Source organism: Hippea alviniae EP5-r (genome assembly GCF_000420385.1).
GTDB classification, from domain to species: Bacteria; Campylobacterota_A; Desulfurellia; order Desulfurellales; family Hippeaceae; genus Hippea; species Hippea alviniae.
Genome location: NZ_ATUV01000001.1, coordinates 986,751 through 1,005,065, shown reverse-complemented (window position 1 = coordinate 1,005,065; position 18,315 = coordinate 986,751). Strand labels below are relative to the sequence as shown.

The 18,315-nt window shown below is 37.1% G+C and carries 21 protein-coding genes, 2 tRNA genes and 1 other RNA gene; 6 read left to right on the top strand and 18 right to left on the bottom strand.

Annotated features, from left to right (window positions below; genetic code table 11):
* Positions 1-3 precede the first annotated feature (3 nt).
* Genes G415_RS09945 through G415_RS09940 form a run of 5 tightly spaced genes read left to right on the top strand, consistent with a single transcriptional unit; the run spans position 4 to position 3,934 of the window.
* Entirely contained in the window at positions 4-1,491 is a 1,488-nt protein-coding gene (locus tag G415_RS09945) for a bifunctional aminoglycoside phosphotransferase/ATP-binding protein (RefSeq protein ID WP_022670554.1), read from the top strand.
* Positions 1,488-2,219: a pyridoxine 5'-phosphate synthase gene (locus tag G415_RS0105205; RefSeq protein WP_022670553.1), complete on the top strand. Its 732-nt coding sequence runs from the start codon at positions 1,488-1,490 to the stop codon at positions 2,217-2,219. Before G415_RS09945 ends, G415_RS0105205 begins: the two co-directional genes overlap by 4 nt.
* Positions 2,204-2,539: a holo-ACP synthase gene (gene acpS / locus G415_RS0105200; protein WP_026939598.1), complete on the top strand. Its 336-nt coding sequence runs from the start codon at positions 2,204-2,206 to the stop codon at positions 2,537-2,539. The genes G415_RS0105205 and acpS overlap by 16 nt, the downstream gene beginning before the upstream one ends.
* On the top strand, positions 2,532-3,734 hold the full coding sequence (locus G415_RS0105195) for a bifunctional folylpolyglutamate synthase/dihydrofolate synthase (RefSeq protein WP_022670552.1): 1,203 nt from the start codon (positions 2,532-2,534) through the stop codon (positions 3,732-3,734). The genes acpS and G415_RS0105195 overlap by 8 nt, the downstream gene beginning before the upstream one ends.
* Before the next feature lie 2 nt (positions 3,735-3,736).
* On the top strand, positions 3,737-3,934 hold the full coding sequence (locus G415_RS09940) for a hypothetical protein (protein ID WP_022670551.1): 198 nt from the start codon (positions 3,737-3,739) through the stop codon (positions 3,932-3,934).
* A gap of 244 nt (positions 3,935-4,178) precedes the next feature.
* On the opposite strand, the gene G415_RS0105185 is transcribed toward G415_RS09940, so the two are convergent.
* The gene (locus G415_RS0105185) at positions 4,179-4,766 is read right to left on the bottom strand and encodes a hypothetical protein (protein ID WP_022670550.1); all 588 of its coding nucleotides are present in this window, start codon (positions 4,764-4,766) and stop codon (positions 4,179-4,181) included.
* A gap of 145 nt (positions 4,767-4,911) precedes the next feature.
* On the opposite strand from G415_RS0105185, the gene G415_RS0105180 reads away from it, so the two are divergent.
* Positions 4,912-5,994 carry an ATP-binding protein gene (locus tag G415_RS0105180; protein WP_022670549.1) on the top strand — a complete coding sequence of 361 codons (1,083 nt, stop codon included), beginning with the start codon at positions 4,912-4,914 and terminating at the stop codon, positions 5,992-5,994.
* 98 nt (positions 5,995-6,092) lie between these two features.
* Here the strand turns inward: G415_RS0105180 and G415_RS0105175 are convergent, their stop codons facing one another.
* The 17 genes from G415_RS0105175 to G415_RS0105100 form a co-directional block, all read right to left on the bottom strand.
* Positions 6,093-7,028, bottom strand: a complete 936-nt coding sequence (locus tag G415_RS0105175) for a thiamine pyrophosphate-dependent enzyme (RefSeq protein WP_022670547.1) — start codon at positions 7,026-7,028, stop codon at positions 6,093-6,095.
* A 3-nt stretch (positions 7,029-7,031) separates the two neighbouring features.
* Positions 7,032-8,222, bottom strand: a complete 1,191-nt coding sequence (porA, locus tag G415_RS0105170) for a 2-ketoisovalerate ferredoxin oxidoreductase subunit alpha (RefSeq protein ID WP_022670546.1) — start codon at positions 8,220-8,222, stop codon at positions 7,032-7,034.
* A gap of 19 nt (positions 8,223-8,241) precedes the next feature.
* Positions 8,242-8,586 (bottom strand): 4Fe-4S dicluster domain-containing protein, encoded by a 345-nt coding sequence (locus G415_RS0105165; protein ID WP_022670545.1) that lies wholly within the window; start codon positions 8,584-8,586, stop codon positions 8,242-8,244.
* A complete protein-coding gene (locus G415_RS0105160) occupies positions 8,587-9,162 on the bottom strand; it encodes a 2-oxoacid:acceptor oxidoreductase family protein (protein ID WP_022670544.1) in 576 nt (191 codons plus the stop codon).
* A gap of 33 nt (positions 9,163-9,195) precedes the next feature.
* Positions 9,196-9,795, bottom strand: a complete 600-nt coding sequence (recR, locus tag G415_RS0105155) for a recombination mediator RecR (RefSeq protein WP_022670543.1) — start codon at positions 9,793-9,795, stop codon at positions 9,196-9,198.
* Positions 9,795-10,127, bottom strand: a complete 333-nt coding sequence (locus G415_RS0105150; protein WP_022670542.1) for a YbaB/EbfC family nucleoid-associated protein — start codon at positions 10,125-10,127, stop codon at positions 9,795-9,797. The genes recR and G415_RS0105150 overlap by 1 nt, the downstream gene beginning before the upstream one ends.
* 36 nt (positions 10,128-10,163) lie before the next feature.
* Positions 10,164-11,408, bottom strand: coding sequence for a DNA polymerase III subunit gamma/tau (gene dnaX, locus G415_RS09935; protein ID WP_022670541.1), 1,245 nt, complete (start codon positions 11,406-11,408; stop codon positions 10,164-10,166).
* Between the two features lie 21 nt (positions 11,409-11,429).
* An RNA gene (gene ffs, locus G415_RS10950) (signal recognition particle sRNA small type) lies at positions 11,430-11,529 on the bottom strand.
* A gap of 25 nt (positions 11,530-11,554) precedes the next feature.
* Positions 11,555-11,631 (bottom strand) — tRNA-Arg (locus G415_RS0105140).
* A gap of 22 nt (positions 11,632-11,653) precedes the next feature.
* Positions 11,654-11,748: transfer RNA gene (locus tag G415_RS0105135), tRNA-Ser, on the bottom strand.
* Positions 11,749-11,808: 60 nt separating this feature from the next.
* Complete coding sequence (locus G415_RS0105130) at positions 11,809-12,627, bottom strand: DUF808 family protein (RefSeq protein WP_022670540.1); 819 nt, start codon at positions 12,625-12,627, stop codon at positions 11,809-11,811.
* The gene (locus G415_RS0105125; RefSeq protein WP_022670539.1) at positions 12,627-13,841 is read right to left on the bottom strand and encodes an EAL and HDOD domain-containing protein; all 1,215 of its coding nucleotides are present in this window, start codon (positions 13,839-13,841) and stop codon (positions 12,627-12,629) included. The genes G415_RS0105130 and G415_RS0105125 overlap by 1 nt, the downstream gene beginning before the upstream one ends.
* A 12-nt stretch (positions 13,842-13,853) precedes the next feature.
* A complete protein-coding gene (locus tag G415_RS0105120) occupies positions 13,854-14,327 on the bottom strand; it encodes a thioredoxin family protein (protein ID WP_022670538.1) in 474 nt (157 codons plus the stop codon).
* Between the two features lie 44 nt (positions 14,328-14,371).
* Positions 14,372-14,689 (bottom strand): nitrous oxide-stimulated promoter family protein, encoded by a 318-nt coding sequence (locus tag G415_RS0105115; RefSeq protein ID WP_022670537.1) that lies wholly within the window; start codon positions 14,687-14,689, stop codon positions 14,372-14,374.
* Positions 14,686-15,960 carry a phosphoribosylamine--glycine ligase gene (gene purD / locus G415_RS0105110; protein ID WP_022670536.1) on the bottom strand — a complete coding sequence of 425 codons (1,275 nt, stop codon included), beginning with the start codon at positions 15,958-15,960 and terminating at the stop codon, positions 14,686-14,688. Before purD ends, G415_RS0105115 begins: the two co-directional genes overlap by 4 nt.
* 10 nt (positions 15,961-15,970) lie before the next feature.
* Positions 15,971-17,581: a methyl-accepting chemotaxis protein gene (locus G415_RS0105105; RefSeq protein WP_022670535.1), complete on the bottom strand. Its 1,611-nt coding sequence runs from the start codon at positions 17,579-17,581 to the stop codon at positions 15,971-15,973.
* A gap of 58 nt (positions 17,582-17,639) precedes the next feature.
* Positions 17,640-18,314 carry a cytochrome c biogenesis CcdA family protein gene (locus tag G415_RS0105100; RefSeq protein ID WP_026939597.1) on the bottom strand — a complete coding sequence of 225 codons (675 nt, stop codon included), beginning with the start codon at positions 18,312-18,314 and terminating at the stop codon, positions 17,640-17,642.
* Position 18,315 lies beyond the last annotated feature (1 nt).

Genomic DNA, 18,315 nt, shown 5'->3' with positions numbered 1-18,315 from the left:
AATATGACAGAAGAGCAGATTGATAAACTTGCAAAAAGATACGGTTTTGAGATTATCCAGACTCATATATCTTGGGTGCTTTTAGGCAAAAGTAAGGTTTACAAAATTAAAAAACCTGTTGATTTTGGGTTTTTGAACTATACAACGATTGATAAAAGGCTTGAGTTTTGCAAAAAGGAAGTGGAGCTAAACAGAAGATTGGCAGAAGAAATTTATGAAGGTGTAAGCACGATAAACGAAGAAAACGGAGAGCTTTTTATAGACGGAGACGGTAAGGTTGTAGATTATGCCGTCAGGATGAAGAGAATGCCACAGGATAGGATGATGGATGTTCTGATTGAGAGCGACCTTATAACGGACGAAGAGATAGAAGCTTTGGCAAAAAAGATTGCCGAATTCCATAAAAAAGCAGAGACAAACGATTATATATCTTCATTTGGCAGCATAAAGACGAATAAGTTTAATACCGATGAGAATTTTCAGCAGACTGAAGATGCTGTTGGCGAGTTTATAACCCGATTTCAGTATGAGAGTTTGAAAAAGTTTACTGACGAGTTTTATAAAAAGAATAAAGAGTTGTTTGATAAGCGCATAAAAGAGACAAAAATCAGGGATTGTCATGGCGATATGTATTCGAGAAATATCTGCATTGTTGATAAACAGAGGATTTTTATCTACGACTGCATTGAGTTTAACGAGCGTTTTAGATATTCCGATGTTGCAAGCGATGTGGCTTTTCTGCTTATGGACCTTGAAAATTTAGGAAGATGGGATTTATCGGATAAATTTTTGAAGTTTTACCTTGAGTATTCAAAGGATAGCTCTTTAAATGATATTCTTGATTTTTACAAGATTTACAGGGCTTATGTCAGGGGAAAGATTGCATTTTTTCAAAACAATAAAGAAGAAGCAAACAGGTATTTTGACCTTGCTTTTGGTTATCTGCCTGATGAGTATAAACCAAAGGTGCTTGTTTTTAGCGGTTTGAGTGGCTCTGGCAAAAGCACGGTGGTTTTGGAGTTATCAAAGAGATACGGCTTTGTCGTTTTATCAAGCGATGTGATAAGAAAAAGGCTTGCCGGTCTGTCTTTGGATGATAAGGAGATGGTTTCGTTTGGCGAAGGAATTTACTCAATGGAGATGACAAGGAAAACATACTCGAAGATGTTTGAAGATGCCTATCAGCTTGTAAGGATTGGGAAAAGCGTTATTCTTGATGCGACTTTTTTAAGAAGTTCGTCAAGAAAAGCAGTTGAGAAGCTTTTTAAAAGGCTTGGTATAAAACCTGTAATTGTGTTTTTTGATATAGATGACAAGACAGCAAAAAAGCACTTTGAGAAGAGGGAGAAAGAAGAGTCTGTCTCAGATGGCAGGTTTGAAATATACCTAAAACAGAAAGAGATACTTGAAAAACCCGAAAATGCGATTACTGTAAATGCAAATTGGAGTGTTGAGAAAATTGTAAGTTTTATAGGGGGGTGTTATAAATGAGGCTGGGAGTTAACATAGACCATGTGGCAACAATAAGGCAGGCAAGAAGAACAACAGAACCAGAGCTTATCTATGCTGCTTTGCTTGTTCAGGAAGCTTTGGCCGACGGCATTACGATGCATTTAAGGGAAGATAGGCGGCATATTCAGGATAGCGATGTGTATCAGGTGAAGAATATTATAAAGATACCGTTGAACCTTGAGATGAGTTTAAACGAAGAGATAGTTAATATCGCTTTGGATGTTGTTCCACATCAGGCAACGCTTGTGCCAGAAAAAAGGGAAGAGATAACAACCGAAGGCGGGCTGGATGTTCAGTCTAATTTTGATAGGGTTAAGGATGTTGTCAAAAGATTGCACGATAAGGGTATTTTAGTGAGTCTGTTTATAGACCCAGAAGAGTGGCAGGTTGAAGCATCAAAAGAGACGGGTGCAGACGCTATTGAGCTTCATACGGGAAGTTATGCAAATGCCAAAAATGAAAGAGAAAGAGAGCTTGAACTCGAAAAGCTCATAAATGCGGCAAAATACGGCAAAAAGTTGGGTTTACATGTGCATGCAGGACACGGTCTAACTTATGAGAATGTAAAGCCCGTTGCTGCAATTGAAGAGATAGAAGAGCTAAACATAGGCCACAGCATAATTGCAAAGAGCGTGTTTGTCGGCATAAAGGAAGCCGTAAGGCTTATGAGACAGTTGATTTATGAGGCAAGATGGAAGTCGGTATAGACATAGAAGAAGTTTCAAGGATAAAAAAAGCTTATGAAAAATGGGGCAATAGATTTTTAGCTCGTATTTTCAGTAAGTCAGAGATAGATTACTGCTTTTCAAAGTCGAACCCTTATCTATCTCTGTGCGGCAGGTTTTCAGCAAAAGAGTCAATAATAAAAGTTGTTGGTGGTAATCTGAGTTTTAACGAGATAGAGATATTAAACAACAAAGATGGAAAGCCGTATGCCAAGATAAAGGGCAAAGTTGCAGATAACATAAAAATCTCTATAAGCCATACGAAAAATTATGCAGTTGCCGTTGCCGTTTTAAATGAGTGAGATAGAAGCGTATAAAAAGCTAAACGATATACTGAATTCTTTAAATCCATACTCGATGAAACTCGGGCTTGAAAGGGTGGAGTCTTTTTTAAAAAAGATAGGCAACCCGCAAAAAGCGTTTGAGTCTGTTCTGATTGGCGGAACAAACGGCAAAGGCAGTGTCTGTCAGTATTTGACGGATGCTTTTGTCGACAAAGGCTATCTGTGCGGAACATATACATCACCACACCTTATTCAGTTAAACGAGCGTTTCAGGATTAACTCAAAAGAGATTGATTACTCGACGCTGCTTGATTATGCCAAGTTTATTGAGAGTGTAAATTTTGAAGGTTTAACCTATTTTGAATTTTTGACGGTAATGGCTTTTTTGATTTTTAAGGATTTTGGTATCGATGTGGCTGTTTTGGAAGTTGGAATGGGTGGTGAGTTTGACGCAACGAATGTGGTAAATCCTATGTTGAGCATTTTGACTTCTGTTTCATTAGACCATACGGAACATTTAGGTGATACGCTTGAAAAGATAGCTCTGACAAAGTCGAAAATAATAAAAAAGGTTGGAGTTGTTGGCAAAAATCCGAAGGAAGTAATTGATACGATTAAAGATAGTGTAAGTGTGCCTTTGTATTTTGTTGACGATGAGTATTTGAAAGAAGCCAAAGCTTTAAAACCGGATGCCGTAAATCCGAACAACGTTGCCTGTTTCCTGCTTGCATGCGATGTGCTAAATAAACATTACGGCATCAAGCTTAATAAAAGCAGTGTAAAGAAGAGCTATTGGCGTGGAAGGTTTGATGTTTTCAGCGTTGAAGGTAAAACGGTAATCGTTGATGGTGCACACAACAGGGCAGGGGTTGAAAATCTTTTAAAATTGCTTGAAGGGAAAATTGACTTTGAAAACTCATGCTTGATTTTTGCGACCTTAAAGAGTAAGGATTGGAAAAGCAATATCTCTCTATTAGCGGACAGATTTAAAAACATAAAGCTTCCTATGTTGAAGTACAGACTTGCAGAAAAGCCAGAGAGTATAAAAGAGTTTTTAGAAAATTCAAGCTATAAAACCAGTGTTGAGATATTTGAAAGCGTAAATCAAGCTCTGGAAAGTGCTTTGGATTCGAATTTTAAGTCAGTTGTGATAGCCGGGTCTTTGTATCTTGTGGGTGAGATATTGGCATGTAATCTTAATCTGGAAAGTTAATAATGGAGATTAAGTGCTTTAGAAAGCAAGAAGCTCACTTTACTCTCATCACATTTTGGGAGAGTTTGGATGCTATCAAAAAATTCGCCGGCGAAGATTACGAAAAGGCTAAGTATTATCCAGAAGATAAAGATTTTTTGCTTGAGTTTGAAGAGAAGGTGATACATTACGAAGTTTTTAGTGAGCATCAGAATTTATGAGAAAAAAATGAAAAATTAAAACTATAAAGTGAAAAACAAATGAATAAGTGACCAAGAAGATAGGTTAAAAAAGCAGGAGTGGTGAGCTTGGATACTCACCTTCACACTCCCGCATTGGAAAGACGACATATTTTATAACTATTAAAAAGTAAATACATAATAAAAGTAAATACATAATATAAGAATAAAAATATATAAAATTTATTCATGACCACCAGATACTCCTCCACCAGAACTTCCGCCACTACTTCCGCCAGCAGAACCAGAGGAGGAACTTGCGGAAGAAGAGGAACTTATTAGTACCTACTCCTCCACCGCCGTATTGGTGGTTTTGAACAAATCTAAATAATACATCTGTTAATGGTTTTAAGTTCATGTCTTTATTACCATTGTCTATAATGTAACCTAAAACAGAATTCTCAAACATTCTTGGGTAATTTTTATTTATAACTTTTCCATCTTTTACAAAGTAACAATTTGCACCACCACAGAATACAATCTTATTAATTGCATTTTGGTTGTAAGTTACACCACCAAAGTATGAATCTATACCAAAAATAAATGGATTTCCTAAATGTCCATACTTTTCATTAAATTTTCTAATATCTTTACCATCATAATTTGCCATGTAAACAAAAGTTGGCATATCTACTTCTGCTGTGTAATTTTTAACAATTTTAGAAACATCTACCTTTTTTCCATTAGGAAAAACTGCATAAATGTCTCCTGCATTAGCCTTTGATACACCAATTCCTAACACTGCAACAACAGAGACAGAAAACAACAACTTCTTCCCTGCAAATGAAAAAGAACTTCTCCTTTCCTTTTTCATCTTTCTCTCCTTCTCCCTTAATTATTTTTTGGCATTCTAACTCGGGGGGTGATGTCAAGGGAAAATTGTTGGTTTAGGGATTTTTCTTGCAAACTCTTTTAAACTCTCTGTATAATAAACACAAACTGACTAAAAGGAGCAACTCATGAACACAAGAACCTTCAGAAACGAAAAACTCATAGACAGAGACAACGAAATAAACTTCTTCCTTGATTGGTTTAGAAGTTTACCCAAACTAATCCTTTGGGTTTATGGCCCAAAATCTTCAGGCAAAACAACACTCATTGAGTATGTTGTTGAAAAAGAGTTATTTGAAGATTTTGAGAACTTAAAACCCAAAGGTAATTGGTGGGTGAAGTATATAAACTTAAGAAGATATCTAATAAGCAATTACTCAAGTTTTATAGAAGCAATACTAACACCAGAGAAAGATGACAAAGGCAAGAAAGAAGAGAAACTCTCAGCAAGCTTCAATATTGGAGTATTCAACATAAAAGCAGAACTGCTAAATGAAGTAAAAAACAAAGAGAAAGACTTATTCAAAGTTCTAATGGAAGAGATACAAAACAGAACAAAGAAAAACAGACAACCTATAATCATCATAGACGAAATCCAAACACTTGAAGATATATACATAAATGGAGATAGAGAACTACTCAAAGAGTTCCTAAACTTCTGTGTCTCTTTAACAAAAGAGACACATCTGTCTCATGTTGTTATCCTAAGCTCAAACACTGTGTTTATAGATAGGATTTATAATGATGCAAGATTGAAAGAAACAAGCAGATTTTATAAGGTTGACCATCTGCCTAAGGATATAACCGTTGAGTGGTTGAGCTCTGAAGGGTTTAAAGATGATGAGATAAACTTAATATGGGACTATCTCGGCGGCAGCATTCCACAGATACAAAGACTCATGATGTTTAGAAAAGAGTTTAAGACATTAAAAGAGTATTTAGAACACCAGGCGTTTTTGGCTTATTCGCAGATAGTAATGTTCTATCATCAAGGTAAGTTTCCAAAAGAAGAGATAGAAATATTTGAGAATATTTGCAAAGAGATTTTAAACAATGGCTCATTTGTTCTTTCAAAAGACAGAGATTCAAAATACTTAGAAGTCATCTCCAAGTGGGCAGAAAAAGAGATACTCTTCTTTGACCCGCTTACATTGGAAGTTAAAGGAAATAGCAGGATTTATGAGAAAGGGATGGAGAAGTTGGAATTATGAATTTTGGATTCTGAATTTTGAATTAAGGATTTGAGTTTTTTGATGTGTTGGTAATGAGATAAAAATGTAAGAGCTGGCATAAAGCCAGCCCTTGTTTTTTACAATCCGCACTCTTCTCTTTTTAAGAGCCACTCCCACTGTTCGTCAACCTGTCTCTGGAACTCTTCTATTACATGCTCATTGCCTTTTTTGAACAGGTGAGCGAATCTTCTCTGTGGTTTTAGATATTCAACGACGGGTAATTTCTTTTGTGGCTTGTAGTTTATCTTTATCTTGCCGTTCTCAACTTCGTATAGCGGCCATACGCATGTATCAACGGCAAGTTGAGCTATCTCGATTGCTTTTTCTGGTGGGAATCCCCAACCTGTGGTGCACGGCTCTATAACATTGATGTATGTTGGGCCGTTCACATCCAAAGCTTTCTTTACCTTGTTCATTAAGTCTCTCCAGTTTGATGGAGAAGCCTGTGCAGCATAAGGCAGGTGATGTCCTTCAATTATACTCATTATGTCTTTTCTTGGTTGCTCTTTTCCAAATTTTACTTTACCATTTGGCGAAGTCGTTGTTGAACCACCAAACGGTGTTGCGCTCGACCTTTGATTTCCTGTGTTCTGATAAGCGTTGTTGTCATTACAGATGTATAAGAATTGATGACCTCTTTCTATTGCACCCGAAAGAGCTTGTAAACCAATGTCGTATGTTCCACCATCACTTGCGATAGCTATAAACCTTATATCTTTTTTTACTTTTCCTTTTCTTTTCAAAACTCTATACATTGTCTCTACACCAGCTATTGTGCTTGCCGCATTTTCAAATGCCGTATGAATCCATGGCACATTCCAGCTTGTGTAAGGATAAAGTCCTGTTGAAACTTCAAAGCACCCAGTTGCTGCAGCTATAACTATGTCATATTTGTCTGTATCTGCTGCTGCAAACACTTGTCTCATTATAACAGAGTGAGTACAACCAGGGCACAATCTATGTCCGCTAACAAGTCCTTCTTTTTTCTTTGCAAGTTCATTTAACAGAGCCATTTATTACCTCCACTCTCCTCTAAGGTTCAGGCAGTCAAACTGTTTTTCGATTTTACCCGTTTCAACTATTTTTTTGAGCCTATCAAATACTGAGTTGATGTGGATAGGTTGCGTATCTCTTCCACCGAGACCATAAGTGTAATTTATTATTGGAGCTCTTGTTGGTGTATCATACAGGGCACTTCTTATCTCGTTGAATAAAGGACCGCCCTGAGCACCAGCAGGTGATACTCTATCCAAAATAGCTATGGCTTTAGCGGATTGAAGAGCATCTGCAAGCTCCTTGTATGGGAATGGCCTGAATAGTCTTATTTTTAGTAAACCAACTTTCTGACCTTCTTCTCTTAGTTTATCGACAACATCTTTTGTTGTTCCGCATACAGAACCTGCTGCAACTATTACGAGTTCAGCATCATCAAGCTTATATGCTTCATATAGTCCGTATTCTCTGCCGAACACTTCGCCAAACTCTTTTCCAACTTTTGCAACAACATCCTTAGCTGCAAGCAAGCCTTTTAATTGGCTCATCTTATGCTCAAAGTACCAGTTTGGTGGAGCCCACGCACCATGAGTTACAGGGTCATCTGTATTTAAGAGTGGAAAGAGAGGTTTATATTCTCCTATAAAATCTTTAACAGCTTTATCATCTTCCATTTCCCATATCTCAATCGCATGGGATATATTAAAACCATCCATGGCAACAAGCGCGGGGGTCATTACATCCTTATTTTCTGCTATCTTTACAGCTTGAATTAGACCGTCATACGCTTCTTGTGAATTCTCAGCTATTATCTGAATCCAACCAGTATCTCTTCCGCCCATTATATCTGAGTGGTCTCCATGAATATTTAACGGAGCTGATAAGGCTCTTGCTACAACGGCCATCACTATTGGTAATCTCATACCGCTTGCGATGTAAAGCATCTCCCACATTAAAGCGTATCCGTTTGCACTTGTTGCAGTCATAACCCTACCGCCTGCTGCTGCAGCACCAATACACGCACTCATTGCAGAGTGTTCGCTTTCGACCGTAACAAGCTCCGTATCCATTTCGCCGTCAGCTATAAATTGAGCTACTGCCTGTGGAATTGGAGTTGAAGGCGTTATTGGAAAGGCTGCAATTACATCTGGCTCTATCTGTCTTATAGCGTGAGCTGCAGCCTCGTTTCCTGTCAATGCTACTTTTTTACCCATTTATTTCCTCCTAACGCTTTTACTTGGAAAAAACTTCCTTTCTTAATTCTTCTTCTGTTTTACCTTTTGCTTCTGCTTCTAAAACCATTTTTAAAGATTTTGGTTTGCTTGGACACTGCTCAACGCAAATGCCGCAACCTTTGCAGTGGTCATAGTCTATTCCAATCATTTTACCTTCTTCGTTTGTTAAAATTGAGCTATCTGGACAATAAACCCAACAGAACATGCATTGAATACATGTATCAGGATTCCATACGGGTCTTTCAACTCTCCATGAGCCTGTCTCGTAATTTTTTGAATTGCCGGGGTCTTTTATTGCACCGCCAATTAAGACTTCATCCCAATTAAGCAATTTTTCGCTCATTTATTTTACCTCCTCATATGCTTCTTCTATGGCCTTTTTGTTGCCTTCTATTATTTTCTCTGGGAATTTTCCGGCTTCTTTAAGTAATTCAACTACTCCGTTTGCTACCTGTTCTTTTGTAAATAAGCCTGTTATTTTTGCTAAGGCTCCTATCATTGGAGTATTTGGTATAGCTCTACCCAATGCTTCTATACTTATCCTATTCGCGTCTATTACATACACTTCGTAATCTTCAAGACCCAACTCCTTAACAACTTCATCTTTTGGAAAAGCTGTATTAATTATAACTTTTCCATCTTTTTTTAATCCTTCTTTTACATCAACAAGGCCCATGAGTGTTGGGTCGAGAAGTAAAACGATATCCGGTTCCATGTATTCAGAGTGGTCTCTTATGGGTTTCTCGTCAACCCTTGTAAACGCTACGACAGGTGCTCCTCTCTTTTCTGCTCCGTAAACTGCAAATCCTTGAGCATAAATGCCTTCTTCCTGGGAAATTAATTCGGCCAGTGTTTTTGCAGCCGTGACTGCTCCTTGACCAGCTCTTCCATGCCATCTAATCTCCAACTTTTTGGACATTCTTAAACCCCCAAACCGTAATTTGTGAAAGATTTATGCAACAACCCTTGATTTAAATGCTTCTATTAAAGTTTTTTGATCTATATAATTGATATTTGCACCAATGGGTATGCCGCTTGCCACCTTTGTTATTTTTACACCTGTTTCCTTTAACTTCTCTTTAATGTATTGCATGGTTAATTCGCCTTCTGTTGTAGAACTTAGAACAAGAATTAGCTCCTTTATGCCTTCTTCTTGCACCCTTTTAGCTAAATATTCTATTCTCTTTATGGTATTGTCTATGTCGTATATAGGCGAAATAACTCCCCCCAAAACGAAGTATGAACCATTATACACATCTGACAATTCTATTTCAACTAAATTTTCAATTGTCTCTACTACACATATTGTTGTTTTATCACGGGTGTCATCATTACATATATCACATATTCCATCTGGATTTGTTGTAATATTAAAACACTTTTTACAGATATTTATATTTTTGGATAGTTCACTTAAGGAGTCTATCAGTTTGTTTAAGTTGTCTTTGTGTTCGGCAAGCCACAACGCATATCTTTTTGAATTCTTTTCGCCTATACCCGGTATTTGTGATAAATATAGTGCTACCGTTTCTACTAAATTTTTCTCCTTCATCAAAACATGCCTGGTATGTTTAAACCACCCGTAAGAGCTGAGATTTTTGCTTCCATATTCTCTTTTGCTTTTCTTACTGCTTCATTTACACCGGATAGAATTAAATCTTCCAATGTCTCTATATCATCAGGGTCAACAATCTCTTTTGAAATCTTTATACCAACGATCTCGCCAAGGCCGTTGGCTTTGACTGTTACCATTCCACCGCCAACACTTACTTCCACAGTCTCTTTTGCAGCTTCTTCCTGTGTTTTTGCTATCTGCTGTTGAATCTTTTTTGCCTGAGCCATCAATGCATTTAAATCCATTCCACCGAAGTTTTTAGCTGCCATACTATCTCTCCTTTCTAAACCTTAATTAATTATAGATTATTTTTTTAATTTTTCAATATTTATTATTTTACCACCGAAGGTTTTAAGCAATATATCAACAGCTGATTGATTGTTTGTTTTTTTGACTTCTTCTTCACTATAGGGTTTATTTACTGTATTTTCTGCTGCTTCCTTTTTGGGTTGAGTTGTTTGTGGCTTGACAGTGGGTATATTGATTTGACTTATATTGCCTTCTGAAAGTTTCTTTATTAGGCTGTCTATCTGTTCTAAGCTATTGGTTGCTATGGCTTTTTGTGTTGCGACAATCATTGAAGGTAACTGCTCTATTATCTTTTGTTTTATATCAACCATAGCTTTATAAAATATATTTAGAAGGGCTGTCTTTTTTTCTGTGTTTATATCATCCTTTTCTATAAGGGTATCTAAAATCTGTCTGCAGAATACTTCCAAATCCTTCGACTCGTTATCCAATCTCTTTATTATCTCTATCGCTTCTTTGGAATTTTCACTCATTATACTGCTTAGGTAATCTTCAACGGTGTTTGTTGTTGATACTCCAAGCACAATTGATACATCTTCTTTAGTTATCTTTCCTTCTGGTTTGTAAGATAAGCATCTGTCTAAGTATCCTTCCGCGACTCTTAATGAGCCGTTACTTGCATAGGCTATAAGTGAAACTGCTTCGTCTTCTATATCTATTTTTTCTTGTTCCGCTATATACTTCAGTTTTTTTTCTATCTCTTCTTTTGGTATGCGTTTTAAGTTTAATATCTGACAGCGCGAGAGTATCGTATCTGGAACCTTCTCTATGGAAGTTGTGGCAAATATGAATTTCACATAATCGGGCGGCTCTTCTATTGTTTTCAGAAGAGCGTTGAATGCTTCTTGGGTGAGCATATGAACTTCATCGATGATATATATCTTAAAGCGTCTTTTTAAGGGTGGATATTTAACGCTTTCTATGATGGCTCTTGCATCTTCAACCTTTCTATTTGATGCTCCGTCTATCTCTATAACATCAACATCTTTGCCTATCGAAATGGCTTTGCATGCTTCACACTCTCCGCACGGTTCAACTGTAGGCCCATTTTTGCAGTTTAGAGATTTTGAAATAATGCGGGCAAGCGATGTTTTGCCTGTTCCCATAGGGCCGCTAAGCAAAATAGCATGATGAACTTTACCCGTTTGTATAGCATTTTTTAGGATTTGAACGGCGACTGGCTGGCCGACAACTTCGCTTAGTTTGGAAGGTCTATATTTTCGTGCAAAAACCTTATACATCTTATCTCCCTTAGCGATGCCCAACGGGCAGGACATTGCACGCTCACACAACCCTACCTACCGTTGCTCCCTTCCGGGCCTGGCGGGGTTCAGTAGGGAGTGTGTCGCACAAGCCCACCACGCTGGACATCGCTAAAAGAAATATTTGGCGCGCCCAGGAGGACTTGAACCTCCGACCCCAAGAACCGCAATCTTGTGCTCTATCCAGCTGAGCTATGGGCGCCGATTTTGTTTGCCATAAAAAATGGCGGAGAGGGCGGGATTCGAACCCGCGGTAGGGCTTTTAACCCTACACACGATTTCCAATCGTGCTCCTTCAGCCAGGCTCGGACACCTCTCCGCTTTGCGCTTACGATACTAACAGCATCTGTTTAAAAAGTCAAGAGTGCAGATTTGTAAGTTATTTTATTGAGTGTTTTATCATAGAGATTAAGAAAAAGATAAAAAATCCTGCAGTTAGTCCAAGGAGAAGTTCTGATACAAGTGGTATATTTATCATGGTTAGATTGTGAAATAAGGGAATTCTATGCAGATAAATACCACCGCCAACTAAAATCATAGCGGCTGTTCCTATGACAGAGAGAAATTTTATTGTTTTGGGCAGAAGTTTTATTAAAAACATGCCGAATTTTTCTAAAAATCCATCAAACTTCTCGACCAAAAACAGTCCTATATCGTCCATTCTTATGATTAGTGCAACCGTTCCGTAAACACCTGCTGTTGCAAAAAGAGCAGCTACTGTTGTTGATGCAACCTGAACTAAGAATGGTTTATCCTGAACACTTGCAAGTGAGATGATAACAATCTCAAGTGAGAGTATGAAATCAGTTAAAATGGCGGATTTTATCTTCTCTTTCTCGCTTTTTGGTGCAGATTTTTTCTCTTTATGCTTTAGAAAGTCAATGACATTCTCAACACCTTCAAAACTTAGGTATGTTCCACCTATTATCAAAAGTGGACTTATAATCCAAGGTATAAAGTATTTAAGGAGAAATATTAAAGGCAAGATAATCAGTTTGTTTAGAAGTGAACCTTTTATGATTGCAATTATTATCGGTATCTCTCTGCTTGAGCTTACGCCTAAGGTTTTCTTTGCGCCAACGGCAAGGTCGTCACCCAAGATTACGGCCGTCTTTTTTGTTGTTATTTTGGCTGCAGTTGCGACATCATCTAACAGGTAAGAGATATCGTCCAATAGAGCAAAAAATCCAGAGGGCATTACAACAAGTATATGCTATCTGCAAACTCTACAGCTTCAAAATAGTTAAGGTTTATATTCTGCGGGATTAGGTCGAATTTATCCATAATCTCTTTTGCCTTGTCGAAGTCGCCTTTCTCGTAAAGCTCGATAAAGTTTAAGAGTTCTCTAAATCTGTTATCTTTGCCAAGCAGGGCTTCTTTTATCTCTTCTTCTAAATACTCAAATTCGCTCAAAGCCTTTTCCATGGTTACGCCAAGGAGTGAGTCTATTAAAGAGTACATGCCAAGCATATAGGCATCTTCTTCATCTATAGAGAAGTTTTTTGCAAGCAGAGATGCAAATTTTGCCCTTACGGTTGAGAGTATTACAAGCTCTTCTGGTTTGTTTTCTGCAAGTTTAGAGATATACAGGATATTCAGCCATTTTTTTGTTTTGTCTGTTCCAAGCAGAGAAACGGCATTTTTTACGCTTGTTATCTTTGTCTTTAAACCAAAGAATGGTGAGTTTACAAGTGCTAAGATTTTTGAATGCAGGTAAAAATCGCCGCTTATGAGTTCAATTAAATCTTCCATCTGACTTGACGGGTCATTTACTATTTTTAAAGCCTTTAGAAGGTTTGCTTGATACGGTGATATATCCTTTTTTGACTCTATCTCTGGTTTTTCAAAGAAAAAACCCTGAAAATAGTCAAAGCCTAAATCGAGTGCGAATTTGTAATCACTTTCGGTTTCCACCTTTTCTGCAAGTAATTTTAGATTGTATTTTTTGTATTTTTTTAATTCTTTTTTTATCTCTTCTTTCGAAAGCTCTAAAAAATCAATCTTTATGATATCGGCCAATTTGACAAGTTCTTGCAGGTTTTCTTCAAATACGAAATCGTCAAGTGCAATTGTATATCCGTTTCTTTTTGCTTCTTTTAATGCTTCGATAACTTCCTGCTTTGCTTTTACTGTCTCTAATACTTCTATGACTATTCTCTCTTTTGGTAGTGTTTCAAACAGTTTTTCTATAATCAAGTCTTCAGTGAAGTTTATAAAAATCCTTCCCTGTTTTGCTATCTTATTTAAGCCAAGACTCAAAAAGGTGTTTACTATAACCCTTAATGTTGCTGTATCTCCATCTAAATTTGTTTGAGAAGTCTTTTTTGTTATGTTTTCCCTGTATAGAAGCTCATATCCAAAAACTTTTCCCTTTCTGTCAAGTATTGCTTGTCTCCCAACAAGGAAATCCATCTTTTGCTCCTTTTAAGGTGTTGATAGGTATTGTTCAAGGCTCATGGTTTCGTAGGATTTTGAGAGTATGAATTTAAACACTTTGCTTAAGGTGTCTGGTTTTAGGTATCCTGGTATGGTTAGAATGGGTTTTAGGTGTTTATCTGTAAATACGATAAATGGTGTTGAACCCCTAAATCCGAAGGTGACGGCTATGTCTCCAGTGTCTAATTTCAAAGTGCCATTTTTTGTTGGCAGTATGTAATATCTGTTTTGATTCACATGAATAAAATATATCGTGAATGATTTTTTAAGTTTTGCAAGCTTGTCATTGTTTTCTAAGTCGTTGTGCAGTTTTTTGCAGTAATGGCATGTTGTGCTATCGAATATCAGAATTGTTGGTTTGTTGTGTGTTTCTATTTTTATTGTCTCTTTACTCTCTTCTTTTGAGCATGAAAATATGGCAATTGCAACCAACAAAAAAGCGACAAACAAAAATTTTCTCATACCAACTCCCTTCTATTGCTATTCTAAAAACCAACTTTTGTCAACTAAAAAAAGTAATGAAAAACCCAGTCCAATCTCCCATGTTTTATAAACCAGATGCCGCTGTATTTCATAACTTCTTTGATTTTCTTTCTCTTTGATGGTGCATAACAGTGAACTTTGCAATGTTTACACTGCGGTTTTGGGTCTAAAGGGCAGTTGTAAAGCTTATTTAGAGAGTATTGAAGTAAATCATAACACTCTTTACATAAACCGTCTTTATACTCTTCAACGCCCTTTTTTAGGTGATTTTCCCTGCAGTAAACTTCTATAAACTTACGCAGTATCTTCTCGTCTCTCTTTATGCGTTTCTCTTTTTTCACAGATGTTTATAAGCTTTGTTGCCAATGTCCGTTCTGTAATGCATTTTGTCAAAATGAATCAGTTTTATTGCATCATATGCCTTCTGTTGGGCTTTTTTAAACTCTTTATCTATTCCAACAACATTTAAAACCCTTCCGCCGTTTGTTAGAACTTTGCCATTTTCGAGCTTTGTTCCTGCGTGGAATACAATGACATCGTCGAGTTTTTCAACTTCGTCTAATCCCGTTATCTCTTTTCCTTTTTCATAATTTAAAGGATATCCACCACTTGCAAGAACGACGCTAACAGCATAAGCGTCTTTCCATTTTAAAGAGTGTTTATTTAGCGTGCCATCGATAGTTGCAAGCATAATCTCAACTATGTCGCTTTCAAGCAACGGCAGTATCGCCTGTGTCTCTGGGTCTCCAAACCTGCAGTTGAACTCAAGCACATACGGTTTGTTCTCTTTTATCATCAAGCCAGCGTATAAAACACCTTTGTATTGAGAGTCTTCGTTTTTCATTCCTTCGATAGCTTTTTTCATTATGTTATCGATTATATACTGCTTTAGCTCTTCGTTTACTATTGGTGCTGGAGCATAAGAACCCATGCCGCCGGTGTTTGGCCCTTCATCGTTGTTGAATACGGGTTTGTGGTCTTGTGCGGCAATCATCGGTAGTATGTGCTCTCCGTCGGAGAAGATTAAGAAGGATGCTTCTTCGCCTTCCAAGAACTCTTCAATTACTACTCTTTTGCCTGCCTCCTTGAAGCGCTTTTTTATGAATATATCTTCTAAGGCTTTGAATGCTTCTTCTTCTGTTTTTGCCACCGTTACGCCTTTGCCCGCTGCAAGTCCATCTGCTTTTACAACGATTGGCGCACCGACCTTTTCTATATAGGCTTTTGCCTGTTCGTAATTATCAAAAACTTCATACTCTGCTGTTGGTATCTCGTATTTCTTGAAAAACTCTTTGGCAAACGATTTGCTTGCTTCAATTTGTGCAGCCTGTTTTTTTGGGCCAAATGCCTTTATTCCCTTTTCTTCGAGTTTATCGACAATACCTTCTGCCAAAGGGTTTTCAGGTCCAACAGCAACAAGCTCTATTTTATTTTTTAGGCAGAAATCAACAATACCGTCTATATCTTCTGCTGATATATCTATGTTTTCTGCTATTGCTGCCGTTCCTGCATTGCCGGGCAGACAGTAAAGTTTATCGCACAGCTTGGACTCTTTTATCTTGTATGCCAAAGCATGCTCTCTTCCACCGCCACCTACAACGGCTATTCTCATATTTCCCCCTTTATACATTGAACTTGTTGACTGCTTCTGAGACTCTCTGAGCCATATCTTTCAGCTCAACAGATGCCCTTGATACATCTTCTGCCGCTTTTGCATTCTCTTTTGCTGCTTCTGTAACTTCTCTAACCTGCGAATCTATCTCTGCAACTGTTGCAGATATCTCTTCAATAGCTGCAGAAGTTGAAGAGATTTCTTCTATTGTCTGGTTTGTTCTCTCTACAACTTCGTTAATGTGTTCTTTGTTCTCTTGTATTGCTTTTGCTTCAGAGAGGATGCTATCTTGTGTCTCTTTTGTCTTTTGTATAGACTTCTCAACATCTGTTTGCATCTTAACTATCATGCTTCTTATCTCTTCTGTTGAGCTTTGAGTCTTCTCTGCGAGTTTTCTTACTTCATCTGCAACAACGGCAAAACCACGACCAGCTTCTCCTGCTCGTGCAGCTTCGATTGCAGCATTCAAAGCTAAAAGATTTGTTTGGTCTGCAATATCACTAATAACATCAACTATCTTGCCTATGTTTTTGGAAGACTCTCCAACTATGTTTATCTGATTCATTGTCTCTTCTGCTAATTTAGCGTTGATTTCCATGTTTTTGACTCTCTCTTCTATATCCTGAATCATCTTCTGGTTTACTTCACCGATTGTTTGAGCAAGGTGTGTTACATTTTCAGCTGACCTTGCAATGTCATCAATTGCCTTTGTCGTGTCGTTTATTGCATGGACAATCTCTTCCATGCTGCGTGTTGTCTGCTCGTTCGTTGCACTCATCTCAACAGCTGCAGAAGATAGGCTTGCAGAGTGGCTTACCATTACATCTGTTGCCTGCTTTATGTTCTTTATCATCTGTTCTAACTCTTTTGCCATGTCGTTCAGGTCTTGTTTTAGTTTTCCTATCTCGTTTTTGGAGTCTATGTTGAATCTTATGTTGAGATTGCCTTTCTTGAATTCGTTTATTACTTTGGAGACTTCAAGTAATGGATTTAGCAGATAACCTTTTATAATGGTGAAAGCAAATATTATGATTGCAGTTAAGATTACATAAATAAAAATTGTAATTATTAGGGTTGAATTTAGACTTGATTTTATTTTTCTCATTGAGCTTCTCATTATTGATATTCTATTGTTAGTTAGGTTTGTTATCTGAGCATCTATTGAGTTTGTCATTTTGTCTATACTCTCTATCTCGCTTCTTTTTATTTCTTTTGACTCTATCGAGTTTTCGACTTGTTTTACCGCAATAGTTAGTTGATTGTCTATTGTTTGTTTTAGAGAGCGTAATGCAGCTATTTCAGAATTTGAAAGCATGTTCCCAAATGTTGATATGTTTTTGTCTATTAGTTCGTCTACTTTGTAGAAGTATTTCTTTGCTTGATTGAGCAGATTTTTGTCTGAAAGGGAGTAGGCTTTGAGGAGAAGTTTTTCACCTTTATTAAAATTATGCTCTATTTGGTGATAAAGTGATATCTGCCTTAAATCTCGATAATACATTGAATCTATCTTGCTTTTATTGGAGTTAAAGGCAGAGAGCGTATAGAAGAATACTACCAGTAAACCAATAAAAATTAATATAAACGAGCCAAGAGTTAGATTTTTGACTGAGATGTTTTTCATAACCCACCCCCTAAATTTTTTTGTGAAAAAATTTAATGCTTAATTTTCCATTTTCAAGTTAAAATCCACCGTTGTATATTAGATAAGCACCTGCTGCCATTAAAGCCCAGCCAGAGGCTTTTTGAACAATATCAGGTCTTTTGAGTATTTTTGAAATTTTAAAGAAGTAATTAATTGAAAAAGAAAATATGAGAAACGGAAGACCTATGCCCAAGGAGTATAAGAGCAACAACAGAGAGCCTTGTTTGACGCTTGCTGTGTCTGCTGCGAGTATTAGTATAGATGAAAGGATAGGACCCACGCAGGGACTCCAACCAAAAGCAAAGATAATTCCAAAAACGAACGATGATAGTATGCTTGCTGAATGAAAACATGTGGTGAATTTTTTTGTTTTTGACATAAAGCCAATATTTAAAATACCTGCAAGTTGTAAACCAAACAAGATAACTATTGCACCAGATATACGAGCGAATAGTATTTTATTTGTTAAAAGAAATGTTCCGACACTGCTTGACACTATGCCCATACTTATAAATATTATGGAAAATCCTAATATAAAAGCTGTCGTCCTTACGAATATATTTAATGGACTTATGTCTTTTGAGTTTTTTAATTCTTCCAAACTATAACCTGTTACAAATGAAATATAAACAGGAATTAACGGAAAAATGCAAGGAGAGAAAAAGCTTGTTAAGCCACCTATAAATGCTCCCCACATTGAGCCAAGATTCACA

Bases quoted from the DNA above. Each gene is read 5' to 3' on its own strand.
- purD (WP_022670536.1), bottom strand. From the start codon at position 15,960: ATGAGAATAGCCGTTGTAGGTGGCGGTGGAAGAGAGCATGCTTTGGCA.
- acpS (WP_026939598.1), top strand. From the start codon at position 2,204: ATGGAAGTCGGTATAGACATAGAAGAAGTTTCAAGGATAAAAAAAGCT.
- G415_RS0105195 (WP_022670552.1), top strand. From the start codon at position 2,532: ATGAGTGAGATAGAAGCGTATAAAAAGCTAAACGATATACTGAATTCT.
- G415_RS0105125 (WP_022670539.1), bottom strand. From the start codon at position 13,841: ATGGATTTCCTTGTTGGGAGACAAGCAATACTTGACAGAAAGGGAAAA.
- G415_RS09945 (WP_022670554.1), top strand. From the start codon at position 4: ATGACAGAAGAGCAGATTGATAAACTTGCAAAAAGATACGGTTTTGAG.
- G415_RS0105160 (WP_022670544.1), bottom strand. From the start codon at position 9,162: ATGTCCAAAAAGTTGGAGATTAGATGGCATGGAAGAGCTGGTCAAGGA.
- recR (WP_022670543.1), bottom strand. From the start codon at position 9,795: ATGAAGGAGAAAAATTTAGTAGAAACGGTAGCACTATATTTATCACAA.
- G415_RS0105105 (WP_022670535.1), bottom strand. From the start codon at position 17,581: ATGAAAAACATCTCAGTCAAAAATCTAACTCTTGGCTCGTTTATATTA.
- G415_RS0105180 (WP_022670549.1), top strand. From the start codon at position 4,912: ATGAACACAAGAACCTTCAGAAACGAAAAACTCATAGACAGAGACAAC.
- G415_RS0105185 (WP_022670550.1), bottom strand. From the start codon at position 4,766: ATGAAAAAGGAAAGGAGAAGTTCTTTTTCATTTGCAGGGAAGAAGTTG.
- G415_RS0105130 (WP_022670540.1), bottom strand. From the start codon at position 12,627: ATGCCCTCTGGATTTTTTGCTCTATTGGACGATATCTCTTACCTGTTA.
- G415_RS0105120 (WP_022670538.1), bottom strand. From the start codon at position 14,327: ATGAGAAAATTTTTGTTTGTCGCTTTTTTGTTGGTTGCAATTGCCATA.
- porA (WP_022670546.1), bottom strand. From the start codon at position 8,222: ATGGGTAAAAAAGTAGCATTGACAGGAAACGAGGCTGCAGCTCACGCT.
- G415_RS0105175 (WP_022670547.1), bottom strand. From the start codon at position 7,028: ATGGCTCTGTTAAATGAACTTGCAAAGAAAAAAGAAGGACTTGTTAGC.
- G415_RS0105205 (WP_022670553.1), top strand. From the start codon at position 1,488: ATGAGGCTGGGAGTTAACATAGACCATGTGGCAACAATAAGGCAGGCA.
- G415_RS0105150 (WP_022670542.1), bottom strand. From the start codon at position 10,127: ATGGCAGCTAAAAACTTCGGTGGAATGGATTTAAATGCATTGATGGCT.
- G415_RS0105165 (WP_022670545.1), bottom strand. From the start codon at position 8,586: ATGAGCGAAAAATTGCTTAATTGGGATGAAGTCTTAATTGGCGGTGCA.
- G415_RS09940 (WP_022670551.1), top strand. From the start codon at position 3,737: ATGGAGATTAAGTGCTTTAGAAAGCAAGAAGCTCACTTTACTCTCATC.
- dnaX (WP_022670541.1), bottom strand. From the start codon at position 11,408: ATGTATAAGGTTTTTGCACGAAAATATAGACCTTCCAAACTAAGCGAA.